Genomic DNA, 13,981 nt, shown 5'->3' with positions numbered 1-13,981 from the left:
CGCCTCCACTGACACGGAACAACGGCTTGCAAGCCGCCGGGGCAGCGGGGTTCAGAGATGAACGCCAACAGAAAAAAGTGAAAATAATTGCTTGACTCTGAATGAGGAAAACGTAATATACGGGACCTCGCAACGATGTGCTGAAAGCCGCGTTGCAACTGCTCTTTAACAATTTATCAGACAATCTGTGTGGGCACTCAAAGTGACATGGATTCTTAACGTCCTCGGACGATAAATGAATACCAAGTCTCAACGAGTGAACACGTAATTCATTACGAAGTTTAATTCATTGAGCATCAAGCTTTTAAATTGAAGAGTTTGATCATGGCTCAGATTGAACGCTGGCGGCAGGCCTAACACATGCAAGTCGAACGGTAACAGGAAGCAGCTTGCTGCTTTGCTGACGAGTGGCGGACGGGTGAGTAATGTCTGGGAAACTGCCTGATGGAGGGGGATAACTACTGGAAACGGTAGCTAATACCGCATAACGTCGCAAGACCAAAGAGGGGGACCTTCGGGCCTCTTGCCATCGGATGTGCCCAGATGGGATTAGCTAGTAGGTGGGGTAACGGCTCACCTAGGCAACGATCCCTAGCTGGTCTGAGAGGATGACCAGCCACACTGGAACTGAGACACGGTCCAGACTCCTACGGGAGGCAGCAGTGGGGAATATTGCACAATGGGCGCAAGCCTGATGCAGCCATGCCGCGTGTATGAAGAAGGCCTTCGGGTTGTAAAGTACTTTCAGCGGGGAGGAAGGCGATAAGGTTAATAACCTTGTCGATTGACGTTACCCGCAGAAGAAGCACCGGCTAACTCCGTGCCAGCAGCCGCGGTAATACGGAGGGTGCAAGCGTTAATCGGAATTACTGGGCGTAAAGCGCACGCAGGCGGTCTGTCAAGTCGGATGTGAAATCCCCGGGCTCAACCTGGGAACTGCATTCGAAACTGGCAGGCTAGAGTCTTGTAGAGGGGGGTAGAATTCCAGGTGTAGCGGTGAAATGCGTAGAGATCTGGAGGAATACCGGTGGCGAAGGCGGCCCCCTGGACAAAGACTGACGCTCAGGTGCGAAAGCGTGGGGAGCAAACAGGATTAGATACCCTGGTAGTCCACGCCGTAAACGATGTCGACTTGGAGGTTGTGCCCTTGAGGCGTGGCTTCCGGAGCTAACGCGTTAAGTCGACCGCCTGGGGAGTACGGCCGCAAGGTTAAAACTCAAATGAATTGACGGGGGCCCGCACAAGCGGTGGAGCATGTGGTTTAATTCGATGCAACGCGAAGAACCTTACCTACTCTTGACATCCAGAGAACTTAGCAGAGATGCTTTGGTGCCTTCGGGAACTCTGAGACAGGTGCTGCATGGCTGTCGTCAGCTCGTGTTGTGAAATGTTGGGTTAAGTCCCGCAACGAGCGCAACCCTTATCCTTTGTTGCCAGCGGTTAGGCCGGGAACTCAAAGGAGACTGCCAGTGATAAACTGGAGGAAGGTGGGGATGACGTCAAGTCATCATGGCCCTTACGAGTAGGGCTACACACGTGCTACAATGGCGCATACAAAGAGAAGCGACCTCGCGAGAGCAAGCGGACCTCATAAAGTGCGTCGTAGTCCGGATTGGAGTCTGCAACTCGACTCCATGAAGTCGGAATCGCTAGTAATCGTGGATCAGAATGCCACGGTGAATACGTTCCCGGGCCTTGTACACACCGCCCGTCACACCATGGGAGTGGGTTGCAAAAGAAGTAGGTAGCTTAACCTTCGGGAGGGCGCTTACCACTTTGTGATTCATGACTGGGGTGAAGTCGTAACAAGGTAACCGTAGGGGAACCTGCGGTTGGATCACCTCCTTACCTTAAAGAACCTGCCTTTGCAGTGCTCACACAGATTGTCTGATGAAAAACAGCAGTAAAAAACCTCTACAGGCTTGTAGCTCAGGTGGTTAGAGCGCACCCCTGATAAGGGTGAGGTCGGTGGTTCAAGTCCACTCAGGCCTACCAAATTTTTGCTGATGCTGCGTTGCGGCGACACTCACATACCTGAGTATGCTTCGTGTCACCACGCCTTGCCTCAACAAAAATTACCGGTACAGAGGTGACTACGATGGGGCTATAGCTCAGCTGGGAGAGCGCCTGCCTTGCACGCAGGAGGTCTGCGGTTCGATCCCGCATAGCTCCACCATCTTTTACTGCGAACACAAGAAAACTTCAGAGTGAACCTGAAAAGGTGCACTGCGAAGTTTTGCTCTTTAAAAATCTGGATCAAGCTGAAAATTGAAACGACACACAGCTCATGTGTGTTCGAGTCTCTCAAATTTTCGCAAGTCGATGATGAATCGAAAGAAACATCTTCGGGTTGTGAGGTTAAGCGACTAAGCGTACACGGTGGATGCCCTGGCAGTCAGAGGCGATGAAGGACGTGCTAATCTGCGAAAAGCGCCGGCGAGGTGATATGAACCCTTGACCCGGCGATGTCCGAATGGGGAAACCCAGTGTGTTCCGACACACTATCGTTAACTGAATACATAGGTTAACGAGGCGAACCGGGGGAACTGAAACATCTAAGTACCCCGAGGAAAAGAAATCAACCGAGATTCCCCCAGTAGCGGCGAGCGAACGGGGAGCAGCCCGGAGTCTGAATCAGCTTGTGTGTTAGTGGAACGGTCTGGAAAGTCCGACGGTACAGGGTGATAGTCCCGTACACAAAAACACACTTGCTGTGAACTCGAAGAGTAGGGCGGGACACGTGGTATCCTGTCTGAATATGGGGGGACCATCCTCCAAGGCTAAATACTCCTGACTGACCGATAGTGAACCAGTACCGTGAGGGAAAGGCGAAAAGAACCCCGGCGAGGGGAGTGAAAAAGAACCTGAAACCGTGTACGTACAAGCAGTGGGAGCACCTTCGGGTGTGACTGCGTACCTTTTGTATAATGGGTCAGCGACTTATATTCTGTAGCAAGGTTAACCGTATAGGGGAGCCGAAGGGAAACCGAGTCTTAACTGGGCGTTAAGTTGCAGGGTATAGACCCGAAACCCGGTGATCTAGCCATGGGCAGGTTGAAGGTTGGGTAACACTAACTGGAGGACCGAACCGACTAATGTTGAAAAATTAGCGGATGACCTGTGGCTGGGGGTGAAAGGCCAATCAAACCGGGAGATAGCTGGTTCTCCCCGAAAGCTATTTAGGTAGCGCCTCGTGAACTCATCTTCGGGGGTAGAGCACTGTTTCGGCTAGGGGGCCATCCCGGCTTACCAACCCGATGCAAACTACGAATACCGAAGAATGTTATCACGGGAGACACACGGCGGGTGCTAACGTCCGTCGTGAAGAGGGAAACAACCCAGACCGCCAGCTAAGGTCCCAAAGTCATGGTTAAGTGGGAAACGATGTGGGAAGGCACAGACAGCCAGGATGTTGGCTTAGAAGCAGCCATCATTTAAAGAAAGCGTAATAGCTCACTGGTCGAGTCGGCCTGCGCGGAAGATGTAACGGGGCTAAACCATGCACCGAAGCTGCGGCAGCGACGCTTATGCGTTGTTGGGTAGGGGAGCGTTCTGTAAGCCGTTGAAGGTGTGCTGTGAGGCATGCTGGAGGTATCAGAAGTGCGAATGCTGACATAAGTAACGATAAAGCGGGTGAAAAGCCCGCTCGCCGGAAGACCAAGGGTTCCTGTCCAACGTTAATCGGGGCAGGGTGAGTCGACCCCTAAGGCGAGGCCGAAAGGCGTAGTCGATGGGAAACAGGTTAATATTCCTGTACTTGGTGTTACTGCGAAGGGGGGACGGAGAAGGCTATGTCAGCCGGGCGACGGTTGTCCCGGTTTAAGCATGTAGGCGGAGGTTCCAGGTAAATCCGGTACCTTGTTAACGCTGAGGTGTGATGACGAGGCACTACGGTGCTGAAGTGATAAATGCCCTGCTTCCAGGAAAAGCCTCTAAGCATCAGGTAACACGAAATCGTACCCCAAACCGACACAGGTGGTCAGGTAGAGAATACCAAGGCGCTTGAGAGAACTCGGGTGAAGGAACTAGGCAAAATGGTGCCGTAACTTCGGGAGAAGGCACGCTGATATGTAGGTGAAGTCCCTGCGGACGGAGCTGAAATCAGTCGAAGATACCAGCTGGCTGCAACTGTTTATTAAAAACACAGCACTGTGCAAACACGAAAGTGGACGTATACGGTGTGACGCCTGCCCGGTGCCGGAAGGTTAATTGATGGGGTTAGCGGCAACGCGAAGCTCTTGATCGAAGCCCCGGTAAACGGCGGCCGTAACTATAACGGTCCTAAGGTAGCGAAATTCCTTGTCGGGTAAGTTCCGACCTGCACGAATGGCGTAATGATGGCCAGGCTGTCTCCACCCGAGACTCAGTGAAATTGAACTCGCTGTGAAGATGCAGTGTACCCGCGGCAAGACGGAAAGACCCCGTGAACCTTTACTATAGCTTGACACTGAACACTGGTCCTTGATGTGTAGGATAGGTGGGAGGCTTTGAAGCGTGGACGCCAGTCTGCGTGGAGCCGTCCTTGAAATACCACCCTTTAATGGCTGGTGTTCTAACGTAGACCCGTGATCCGGGTTGCGGACAGTGTCTGGTGGGTAGTTTGACTGGGGCGGTCTCCTCCCAAAGAGTAACGGAGGAGCACGAAGGTTGGCTAATCCTGGTCGGACATCAGGAGGTTAGTGCAATGGCATAAGCCAGCTTGACTGCGAGCGTGACGGCGCGAGCAGGTGCGAAAGCAGGTCATAGTGATCCGGTGGTTCTGAATGGAAGGGCCATCGCTCAACGGATAAAAGGTACTCCGGGGATAACAGGCTGATACCGCCCAAGAGTTCATATCGACGGCGGTGTTTGGCACCTCGATGTCGGCTCATCACATCCTGGGGCTGAAGTAGGTCCCAAGGGTATGGCTGTTCGCCATTTAAAGTGGTACGCGAGCTGGGTTTAGAACGTCGTGAGACAGTTCGGTCCCTATCTGCCGTGGGCGCTGGAGAATTGAGGGGGGCTGCTCCTAGTACGAGAGGACCGGAGTGGACGCATCACTGGTGTTCGGGTTGTCATGCCAATGGCACTGCCCGGTAGCTAAATGCGGAAGAGATAAGTGCTGAAAGCATCTAAGCACGAAACTTGCCCCGAGATGAGTTCTCCCTGAGACTTTAAGTCTCCTGAAGGAACGTTGAAGACGACGACGTTGATAGGTCGGGTGTGTAAGCGCAGCGATGCGTTGAGCTAACCGATACTAATGAACCGTGAGGCTTAACCTTACAACGCCGAAGATGTTTTGGCGAACGAGAGACAGACACGATTTTCAGCCTGATACAGATTAACAGAATTTGCCTGGCGGCTTTAGCGCGGTGGTCCCACCTGACCCCATGCCGAACTCAGAAGTGAAACGCCGTAGCGCCGATGGTAGTGTGGGGTCTCCCCATGTGAGAGTAGGGAACTGCCAGGCATCAAATTAAGTAGTAAGCCGGTGCATTAATCCGGTGGTTACAGAAGTATTCGGTGGAGCGGTAGTTCAGTCGGTTAGAATACCTGCCTGTCACGCAGGGGGTCGCGGGTTCGAGTCCCGTCCGTTCCGCCACTTATTAAGACATTAAGCCTGCCCTTTCGGCAGGCTTAATGGCAAAAACTTTAGGGGCGTAGCTCAGTTGGTAGAGCACCGGTCTCCAAAACCGGGTGTCGCGAGTTCGAGTCTCTCCGCCCCTGCCATATAGAATCCTTTGCTTCGGCAAAGGATTTTTTTGCCTGCAAAACAGCTCAACACCTTCCTGAAGAATAAGCAGCCTGCGTTTCCGCAGGCTTTTGCGTTAATCCAGTATGCTGGTTTTTAACAGATCTTTTATCTGCGACTGCTTATCGCTGTTTTGCAGCCAAATGGCATACAGCGGCCTGGAGAGAGTTGTCGAATCGGTGACAACATGGAGTGCGGGTTTATTATCCGCCCAGCGAACAGGTAACCATGTACAGCCTTTCAATGCGGGAAGATGCTGGCATGCGATCTCCGCAGAGCTTGTCGTGAGTTGCGGGATATCATCGCTGGCAATTAACCCCGTCTCGTGCTGCTGAAAATCAGGCCCCCATTCCAGGCGTAAATAATTCAGGTCGGCCTTCATCATTGCAGGCTCGGATGCATAGAGCGCCAGGCTAAACTGTCCAACAATCTGGCTGCTAAATTCGTCCATCTTGGGCGCTTCTGTGGTGATCAGGAGATCAAGCTGCCGCTCGTGGAGTTGCTTAACCAGCGACTGGCGTTGCGCAATCCTCGCCTCAAATTGCAGATGGTTGTGTGAGCGATATAGCCGCATAAGCCACTGGCTGAGCATGCATTCCCATAGTGAAGCGCTGGCACCGATCGAGAATTCATTATGCCGGGAGGTGTGCGCAACCTCCTTCCGCGCTGCCTGCCAGGTATTCATCAGGGTTTCTGCATAAGGCAATAGCTTTTCACCGGCCGGGGTTAAACGAATATTGTTGCGATGGCGGGTAAAAAGGTTCACACCCAATTGATTTTCCAGCTGTCGAATACGAAAACTGACTGCTGACTGCGTCAGGTAGAGGGCTTCAGCTGCTCGCCCAAAGTGTCGCGTTCTGCTCACTTCGAGGAAAGTTTTTAGCAATTCCGTATCCACATCTTTCTCCGCAAAATTATTTGTCGTTATGATTTAAATGTTTTGTTTTACACTCTGTCAAGCGTAACTAATACTCCGCGCCATAAATAGCTCGGCCAAAGAATTAGGAGCGTGTAGGATGGCGGAAAGCTTTACGACGACTAATCGTTTTTTCGACAATAAACATTATCCGCGCGGGTTCTCTCGTCACGGCGATTTCACTATCAAAGAAGCTCAACTTCTTGAGCGCCATGGTTATGCCTTTAACGAGCTGGATCTGGGTAAACGTGAACCGGCAACCGAAGATGAAAAACAGTTTGTCTCTGTTTGCCGTGGTGAGCGTGAGCCGCAATCTGATGCAGAACGTGTATGGATCAAGTATATGGCTCGCATTAAGCGTCCTAAGCGTTTCCATACGCTGTCTGGCGGCAAGCCGCAGATGGAAGGTGCAGAAGACTACACCGAGTCTGACGATTAAGAAGAGAAGGGGCTACGGCCCCTTTTTTTTTACGCCAGCATTTTTTGCAGATGCAACAGCAGCCGATCGATCGCACGGTAACTTAATGCCTCCTGCAAATGCCGCCTCTCTATTCCGGGGCAGCCCTCCACGTCGGCGACCGTGCGCGCAACTTTCAACAAACGCTGCCACGCGCGAATGGATAGCCCAAACCGCGTCAGTGTCTCTTCCAGCCAGCCCGCATCTTCAGCGTTGAGAGAACAAAACTGTCGGATCCCGCTGTTATCCAGCCGGGCATTCAGCCTGTTCTGACGAACATACTGCCGCGCCTGCGCCGCAATAACCCGTTCACGCACAGTTGCTGAGCTTTCGCCCTTAATACCGGTTTGCCTCAGCAGACCGGGCGGTGGCAGGGGGATCTCGAGAGATAAATCAAAACGGTCGAGGAAGGGGCCGGACAGCTTACTTAGATAGCGCAGCGTCTGCTCCGGCGTACAGCGGTTATGATTGCCCTGATAATGACCCGTAGGGCTAGGGTTCATCGCGGCGACCAGCTGAAACTGCGCAGGGTAGCTTATTTTGGCCCGTGTACGAGACAAATGGATTTCGCCGGATTCAATCGGCTCCCGCAATGCATCCAGCACGCGGCGTTCAAACTCTGGCAATTCATCCAGAAACAGAATGCCGTTGTGCGCCAGTGAGATTTCACCCGGCCCGGGGATCGAACCCCCGCCCACCATCGCGGTAAGAGACGCACTGTGGTGTGGAGAGCGGAAGGGACGGCGGCGCCACTGTTTATGCAGCGACGTAGAACTGACCAGGCTAAATATCGCGGCGCTTTCCAGCGCTTCGTGATTATTGAGGGGTGGCAACAGGCCGCTCAATCTGCTCGCCAGCATCGTTTTCCCCGTGCCTGGCGGACCTATCAGTAACAGGTTATGCCCACCCGCGGCCGTTATCTCTAACGCTCGTTTACCCTGTTCCTGACCCATAATATCGCTGAGATCCTCGGGCGAATCTGGCGCCACCTCGTCATTCTCCTGCGGCTCGGCAAGCTCGTGTCGGCCTTCCAGCCAGGCGCAAACCTCCTGCAAATGTCCCGCGACAAGACATCCCTTTTCGGCGATAAGGCTTACTTCAGAGGCATTTTCATTGGCCACAATGATTTGTCTTCCCGCGCGTATGGCTTCAAGCGCACCCGAGATTGCTCCGGGAACGCCTCTTAACGCGCCTGTAAGCGCTAATTCACCCACGAACTCGCACGAGCTTAGCCCTGGCGTATTGAGCTGTTCAGAAGCCGCGAGAAGCGCTATAGCAATAGGTAAATCATATCGCCCTCCCTCCTTTGGCAAATCGGCGGGCGCAAGGTTGATGGTGATCTTCTTCGCCGGAAAAGCATAACCGCTATTAATAATTGCGCTGCGCACGCGATCCCTCGCCTCTTTAACGGTCGTTTCTGGTAAGCCGACCAGCGTCAGTCCGGGCAGTCCATTACTTAAATGAACCTCTACAGAAATAAGCGGTGCCTTCACGCCGATGGCCGCGCGTGTATAAACAACTGACAGTGACATAAGCCCTCCTTGGCGGTGACTATGCCAGCATCATTTTTTCCTGTTTAGCGCTAATTCACTGAATTACGGTGCTCGTTCCAGCCTTTTAGCGCCTAAATGTAATCATTACATGTCGGTGGAATCGGCCTCGCAGAAAAGGAATCATGCGCGCCTTGCCTGATGAAACAGGACAAAAAAAATGAAAAATCTTCATTTCTATTTTTTCCCTATATAAAACAACGATTTTGAAAGAAATAGTTCGCCTGCTACAGAAATAGGTCATAAAAAAATCTTGTGTCAGATGAAATATCTGTGGTAACTCTTTAGGTATTCCTTCGAACTAGATGCAAAAAGAACTGAAAATGACAGCCCTTCTACGAGTGATTAGCCTGGTCGTGATTAGCGTGGTGGTGATTATTATCCCACCGTGCGGGGCTGCACTTGGACGAGGAAAGGCTTAGAAATCAAGCCTTAACGAACTAAGACCCCCGCACCGAAAGGTCCGGGGGTTTTTTTATGACTAAAAAACGTAAATGAGGAGCAGAGAATGACAAGTAGCACAAAATTCTGTTTCTCCCGATTTATGACGGGGAACTAACTATGAATGGGGCACAGTGGGTAGTACATGCGTTGCGCGCGCAGGGAGTCGAGACAGTATTCGGTTATCCGGGTGGCGCAATTATGCCGATTTACGATGCACTGTATGACGGCGGCGTGGAGCACCTGTTGTGCCGACACGAGCAGGGCGCAGCGATGGCCGCCATCGGTTATGCCCGTGCCACCGGTAAAACCGGTGTCTGTATGGCGACCTCAGGTCCGGGCGCAACGAACCTGATCACCGGTCTTGCTGATGCACTGCTGGATTCTGTTCCCATTGTTGCCATCACCGGACAGGTTGCCTCTCCGTTCATCGGCACCGATGCCTTCCAGGAAGTGGATGTGCTCGGTTTATCGCTGGCCTGCACCAAACACAGCTTCCTCGTTCAGTCTCTTGAAGAGCTGCCGCGGGTGATGGCCGAAGCGTTCGAGGTTGCCAGCTCTGGCCGTCCTGGCCCGGTTCTGGTTGATATCCCGAAAGATATCCAGGTTGCACTCGGCGATCTGGAACCGCATTTCTCTACCGTGAAAAGCGATGATGCATTCCCGCATGCAGAGGTGGAAGAGGCGCGTCAGATGATGGTGCAGGCCAAACAACCGATGCTGTACGTTGGTGGTGGCGTAGGTATGGCGCAGGCGGTTCCTGCCCTGCGCGAATTTATCGCGGCAACGCAAATGCCTGCCACCTGCACGCTGAAAGGGTTGGGGGCGGTAGATGCTGATTACCCCTACTATCTGGGCATGCTGGGGATGCATGGTACCAAAGCGGCAAACCTGGCGGTGCAGGAGTGTGACCTGCTCATCGCCGTCGGCGCCCGTTTTGACGACCGCGTCACCGGCAAACTGAACACCTTCGCGCCAAACGCCAAAGTGATCCATATGGACATCGACCCGGCGGAGATGAACAAACTGCGTCAGGCGCATGTCGCGTTGCAGGGCGATCTTAACGCGCTGTTACCGGCCCTGGAGCAGCCGCTGGATATTAACCCATGGCGTCAGCACACCGCCGATATGCGCGCTGAACACGCCTGGCGTTACGACCACCCCGGCGAGGCCATCTACGCGCCGCTGCTATTGAAGCAGTTGTCCGACCGTAAGCCCGCCGACAGCGTGGTGACGACCGATGTCGGCCAGCATCAGATGTGGTCTGCCCAGCACATGACCTACACCCGTCCGGAAAACTTCATCACGTCCAGCGGGTTAGGGACGATGGGCTTCGGTCTGCCAGCCGCCGTTGGTGCACAGGTTGCCCGCCCGAACGATACCGTTATCTGTATCTCCGGTGACGGCTCCTTCATGATGAACGTTCAGGAGCTCGGCACCGTGAAGCGCAAGCAGTTACCGCTGAAGATCGTGTTGCTCGATAACCAGCGTTTAGGGATGGTTCGCCAGTGGCAACAGCTGTTCTTCCAGGAACGTTACAGTGAAACCACCCTGACCGATAACCCCGATTTCCTCACCCTGGCCAGCGCCTTCGGCATTCCTGGCCAGCACATCACCCGTAAAGACCAGGTTGAAGCGGCACTCGACACCATGCTGTCAAGCGAAGGGCCATACCTGCTTCATGTCTCAATCGATGAGCTTGAGAACGTCTGGCCGTTGGTACCGCCCGGTGCCAGTAACTCACAAATGCTGGAGAAATTATCATGATGCAACATCAGGTCGCCGTGCAGGCTCGCTTCAACCCGGAAACGTTAGAACGCGTTTTGCGCGTGGTTCGCCACCGTGGCTTTCAGATTTGCTCTATGAATATGGAAACGGCTACCGACGCACAGAACATCAGTATCGAATTAACCGTTGCCAGCCCGCGGCCGGTCGACTTACTGTTTAGTCAGTTATCAAAACTGGTAGACGTTGCCCATGTTGCCATCTGCCAGAGCACAACCACATCACAACAAATCCGCGCTTAAGCGTGACAGGACGAAAAAATGACGACAAAAAAAGCTGATTACATTTGGTTCAATGGTGAGATGGTTCGCTGGGAAGACGCGAAAGTTCACGTGATGTCCCACGCGCTGCACTACGGCACCTCCGTGTTTGAAGGGATCCGTTGCTACGACTCTCACAAAGGACCAGTGGTGTTCCGCCACCGTGAACACATGCAGCGTCTGCATGACTCAGCCAAAATTTATCGTTTCCCGGTCTCCCAAAGCGTTGATGAGTTGATGGAAGCCTGCCGCGAGGTGATTCGCCAGAACAAACTGACCAGCGCCTATATTCGTCCGCTGGTCTTCGTGGGTGATGTCGGCATGGGCGTCAACCCGCCCGCTGACTATAACACCGATGTGATTATTGCTGCGTTCCCGTGGGGCGCCTACCTGGGCGCGGAAGCACTGGATCAGGGGATCGACGCAATGGTTTCTTCCTGGAACCGCGTGGCGCCAAACACTATCCCGACTGCGGCTAAAGCGGGCGGTAACTACCTGTCCTCACTGCTGGTCGGCAGCGAAGCGCGCCGTCACGGTTACCAGGAAGGTATCGCGCTGGATGTGAATGGCTACATCTCCGAAGGTGCGGGCGAAAACCTGTTTGAAGTAAAAGACGGCATTCTGTTCACCCCGCCGTTTACCTCGTCCGCGCTGCCAGGCATCACCCGTGACGCCATCATCAAGCTGGCAAAAGATCTGGGTATCGAAGTGCGCGAGCAGGTGCTGTCCCGCGAATCCCTGTACCTGGCTGACGAAGTGTTTATGTCCGGTACCGCGGCTGAAATTACGCCGGTGCGTAGCGTCGATGGCATTCAGGTGGGCGAAGGCCGCTGTGGCCCGGTGACCAAACGCATTCAGCAAGCGTTCTTTGGCCTCTTCACCGGCGAGACAGAAGATAAATACGGCTGGTTGGATCAGGTTAATCACTAAATATAAATGTGGGACGGCACGCACCGTCCCATTAAATAGTCAGACGGGAGTAAATAAAGCATGCCTAAGTATCGTTCAGCCACCACCACCCACGGCCGTAATATGGCGGGTGCCCGCGCACTGTGGCGCGCCACCGGAATGACCGACGCCGATTTCGGCAAGCCAATTATCGCCGTGGTGAACTCCTTCACCCAGTTTGTGCCGGGCCACGTGCACCTGCGCGATCTCGGTAAGCTGGTTGCCGAGCAAATCGAAGCCTCCGGCGGCGTGGCGAAAGAGTTCAACACCATTGCGGTGGATGACGGTATCGCAATGGGCCACGGGGGGATGCTCTATTCGCTGCCGTCGCGCGAGCTGATCGCCGACTCGGTGGAGTATATGGTTAACGCCCACTGCGCCGATGCGATGGTCTGTATCTCCAACTGCGACAAAATCACCCCGGGGATGCTGATGGCCTCCCTGCGTCTGAACATTCCGGTGATCTTCGTTTCCGGCGGCCCGATGGAAGCGGGGAAAACCAAGCTTTCCGACAAAATCATCAAGCTCGACCTGGTCGATGCGATGATCCAGGGCGCGGACCCGAAAGTCTCTGACGAGCAGAGCGACCAGGTGGAACGCTCCGCGTGCCCGACCTGCGGCTCCTGTTCCGGGATGTTCACCGCCAACTCCATGAACTGCCTGACCGAAGCGCTGGGCCTGTCTCAGCCGGGCAACGGCTCGCTGCTGGCGACCCACGCCGACCGTAAGCAGCTGTTCCTTAACGCGGGCAAGCGCATCGTTGAGCTGACCAAACGCTACTACGAGCAGGACGACGCCAGCGCGCTGCCGCGTAACATCGCCAGTAAAGCGGCGTTCGAAAACGCCATGACGCTGGATATCGCCATGGGCGGTTCCACCAACACCGTTCTGCACCTGCTGGCCGCCGCGCAGGAAGCTGAAATCGACTTCACCATGAGCGACATCGACAAGCTCTCCCGCAAAGTGCCGCAGCTGTGTAAAGTCGCGCCGAGTACCCAGAAGTACCACATGGAAGATGTCCACCGTGCGGGTGGCGTGATTGGTATTCTCGGCGAGCTGGATCGCGCCGGGCTGCTGAACCGCGACGTGAAAAACGTGCTCGGCCTGACGCTGCCGGAGTCGCTGGAGCAGTACGACGTGATGCTGACCAAAGACGACGCGGTGAAAAACATGTATCGCGCCGGTCCGGCGGGCATCCGTACCACCCAGGCGTTCTCGCAGGATTGCCGCTGGGACACGCTGGATGACGATCGCGCCGAAGGCTGCATTCGCTCGCTGGAACATGCCTACAGCAAAGACGGCGGTTTGGCCGTGCTGTACGGTAACTTCGCAGAAAATGGCTGCATTGTGAAAACCGCAGGCGTGGACGACAGCATCCTGAAATTTACCGGCCCGGCAAAAGTGTATGAAAGCCAGGACGAAGCGGTAGACGCTATCCTCGGCGGCAAAGTGGTGGAAGGCGACGTGGTGGTCATTCGCTACGAAGGGCCGAAAGGCGGTCCGGGCATGCAGGAGATGCTCTACCCGACCACCTTCCTGAAATCGATGGGCCTCGGCAAAGCCTGCGCGCTGATCACCGATGGTCGTTTCTCTGGCGGCACGTCAGGCCTCTCCATTGGCCACGTCTCGCCAGAAGCGGCAAGCGGCGGCAATATCGCGATCATCGAAGATGGCGACCTGATCGAAATCGACATTCCGAACCGCGGCATTCAGCTGAAGCTGAGTGACCAGGAGATTGCGGCCCGTCGTGAGGCGCAGGAAGCCCGCGGCGACAAAGCCTGGACGCCGAAAGATCGTCAGCGTGAAGTCTCCTTCGCCCTGCGCGCTTACGCGAGTCTTGCCACCAGTGCAGATAAAGGCGCGGTGCGCGATAAATCTAAACTGGGGGGCTAA

9 protein-coding genes, 4 tRNA genes and 3 rRNA genes are annotated in these 13,981 nt (G+C 54.4%); 14 read left to right on the top strand and 2 right to left on the bottom strand.

Translation table 11 applies throughout. The features are described from left to right. Positions 1 to 306: 306 nt before the first annotated feature. From BFV63_RS21450 to BFV63_RS21420, 7 genes are all read left to right on the top strand, one after another. Positions 307 to 1,848, top strand: a 16S ribosomal RNA gene (locus tag BFV63_RS21450). A gap of 70 nt (positions 1,849 to 1,918) precedes the next feature. Further along, a tRNA-Ile gene (locus BFV63_RS21445) sits at positions 1,919 to 1,995 on the top strand. A gap of 105 nt (positions 1,996 to 2,100) precedes the next feature. Then, a tRNA-Ala gene (locus tag BFV63_RS21440) sits at positions 2,101 to 2,176 on the top strand. 180 nt (positions 2,177 to 2,356) lie between these two features. Then, positions 2,357 to 5,261: ribosomal RNA gene (locus BFV63_RS21435) — 23S ribosomal RNA — on the top strand. A 72-nt stretch (positions 5,262 to 5,333) separates the two neighbouring features. Beyond that, positions 5,334 to 5,449 (top strand): 5S ribosomal RNA (gene rrf / locus BFV63_RS21430). The 16S, 23S and 5S rRNA genes sit together here with 4 tRNA genes alongside, the layout of an rRNA operon. A 55-nt stretch (positions 5,450 to 5,504) precedes the next feature. Further along, a tRNA-Asp gene (locus BFV63_RS21425) sits at positions 5,505 to 5,581 on the top strand. 52 nt (positions 5,582 to 5,633) lie between these two features. Beyond that, positions 5,634 to 5,709: transfer RNA gene (locus tag BFV63_RS21420), tRNA-Trp, on the top strand. A gap of 98 nt (positions 5,710 to 5,807) precedes the next feature. Here the strand turns inward: BFV63_RS21420 and hdfR are convergent. After that, positions 5,808 to 6,629 carry an HTH-type transcriptional regulator HdfR gene (gene hdfR, locus BFV63_RS21415; protein ID WP_003860190.1) on the bottom strand — a complete coding sequence of 274 codons (822 nt, stop codon included), beginning with the start codon at positions 6,627 to 6,629 and terminating at the stop codon, positions 5,808 to 5,810. A 118-nt stretch (positions 6,630 to 6,747) separates the two neighbouring features. On the opposite strand from hdfR, the gene BFV63_RS21410 reads away from it, so the two are divergent. Next, positions 6,748 to 7,086, top strand: coding sequence for a MaoP family protein (locus BFV63_RS21410; RefSeq protein ID WP_006808641.1), 339 nt, complete (start codon positions 6,748 to 6,750; stop codon positions 7,084 to 7,086). Between the two features lie 29 nt (positions 7,087 to 7,115). On the opposite strand, the gene BFV63_RS21405 is transcribed toward BFV63_RS21410, so the two are convergent. After that, positions 7,116 to 8,636: a YifB family Mg chelatase-like AAA ATPase gene (locus BFV63_RS21405; protein WP_045337103.1), complete on the bottom strand. Its 1,521-nt coding sequence runs from the start codon at positions 8,634 to 8,636 to the stop codon at positions 7,116 to 7,118. Between the two features lie 341 nt (positions 8,637 to 8,977). Here BFV63_RS21405 and ilvL point away from each other — a divergent pair, with 341 nt between their 5' ends. The 6 genes from ilvL to ilvD all read left to right on the top strand — a co-directional run bounded on the left by ilvL (position 8,978) and on the right by ilvD (position 13,981). After that, complete coding sequence (ilvL, locus tag BFV63_RS22895) at positions 8,978 to 9,076, top strand: ilv operon leader peptide (protein ID WP_001311244.1); 99 nt, start codon at positions 8,978 to 8,980, stop codon at positions 9,074 to 9,076. Between the two features lie 86 nt (positions 9,077 to 9,162). After that, positions 9,163 to 9,213, top strand: a complete 51-nt coding sequence (gene ilvX / locus BFV63_RS23295; protein ID WP_192930497.1) for a peptide IlvX — start codon at positions 9,163 to 9,165, stop codon at positions 9,211 to 9,213. 2 nt (positions 9,214 to 9,215) lie between these two features. Next, complete coding sequence (gene ilvG, locus BFV63_RS21400; RefSeq protein WP_069597592.1) at positions 9,216 to 10,862, top strand: acetolactate synthase 2 catalytic subunit; 1,647 nt, start codon at positions 9,216 to 9,218, stop codon at positions 10,860 to 10,862. Next, positions 10,859 to 11,122 (top strand): acetolactate synthase 2 small subunit, encoded by a 264-nt coding sequence (gene ilvM / locus BFV63_RS21395; RefSeq protein ID WP_003860184.1) that lies wholly within the window; start codon positions 10,859 to 10,861, stop codon positions 11,120 to 11,122. Before ilvG ends, ilvM begins: the two co-directional genes overlap by 4 nt. 18 nt (positions 11,123 to 11,140) lie before the next feature. Further along, complete coding sequence (locus BFV63_RS21390) at positions 11,141 to 12,070, top strand: branched-chain amino acid transaminase (protein ID WP_022652051.1); 930 nt, start codon at positions 11,141 to 11,143, stop codon at positions 12,068 to 12,070. Between the two features lie 60 nt (positions 12,071 to 12,130). After that, positions 12,131 to 13,981 (top strand): dihydroxy-acid dehydratase, encoded by a 1,851-nt coding sequence (gene ilvD / locus BFV63_RS21385; RefSeq protein ID WP_008501574.1) that lies wholly within the window; start codon positions 12,131 to 12,133, stop codon positions 13,979 to 13,981.

The organism is Enterobacter hormaechei subsp. xiangfangensis (assembly GCF_001729785.1).
In the GTDB taxonomy this organism is placed as follows: Bacteria; Pseudomonadota; Gammaproteobacteria; order Enterobacterales; family Enterobacteriaceae; genus Enterobacter; species Enterobacter hormaechei_C.
This window is presented reverse-complemented; position numbering and strand designations above follow the sequence as displayed.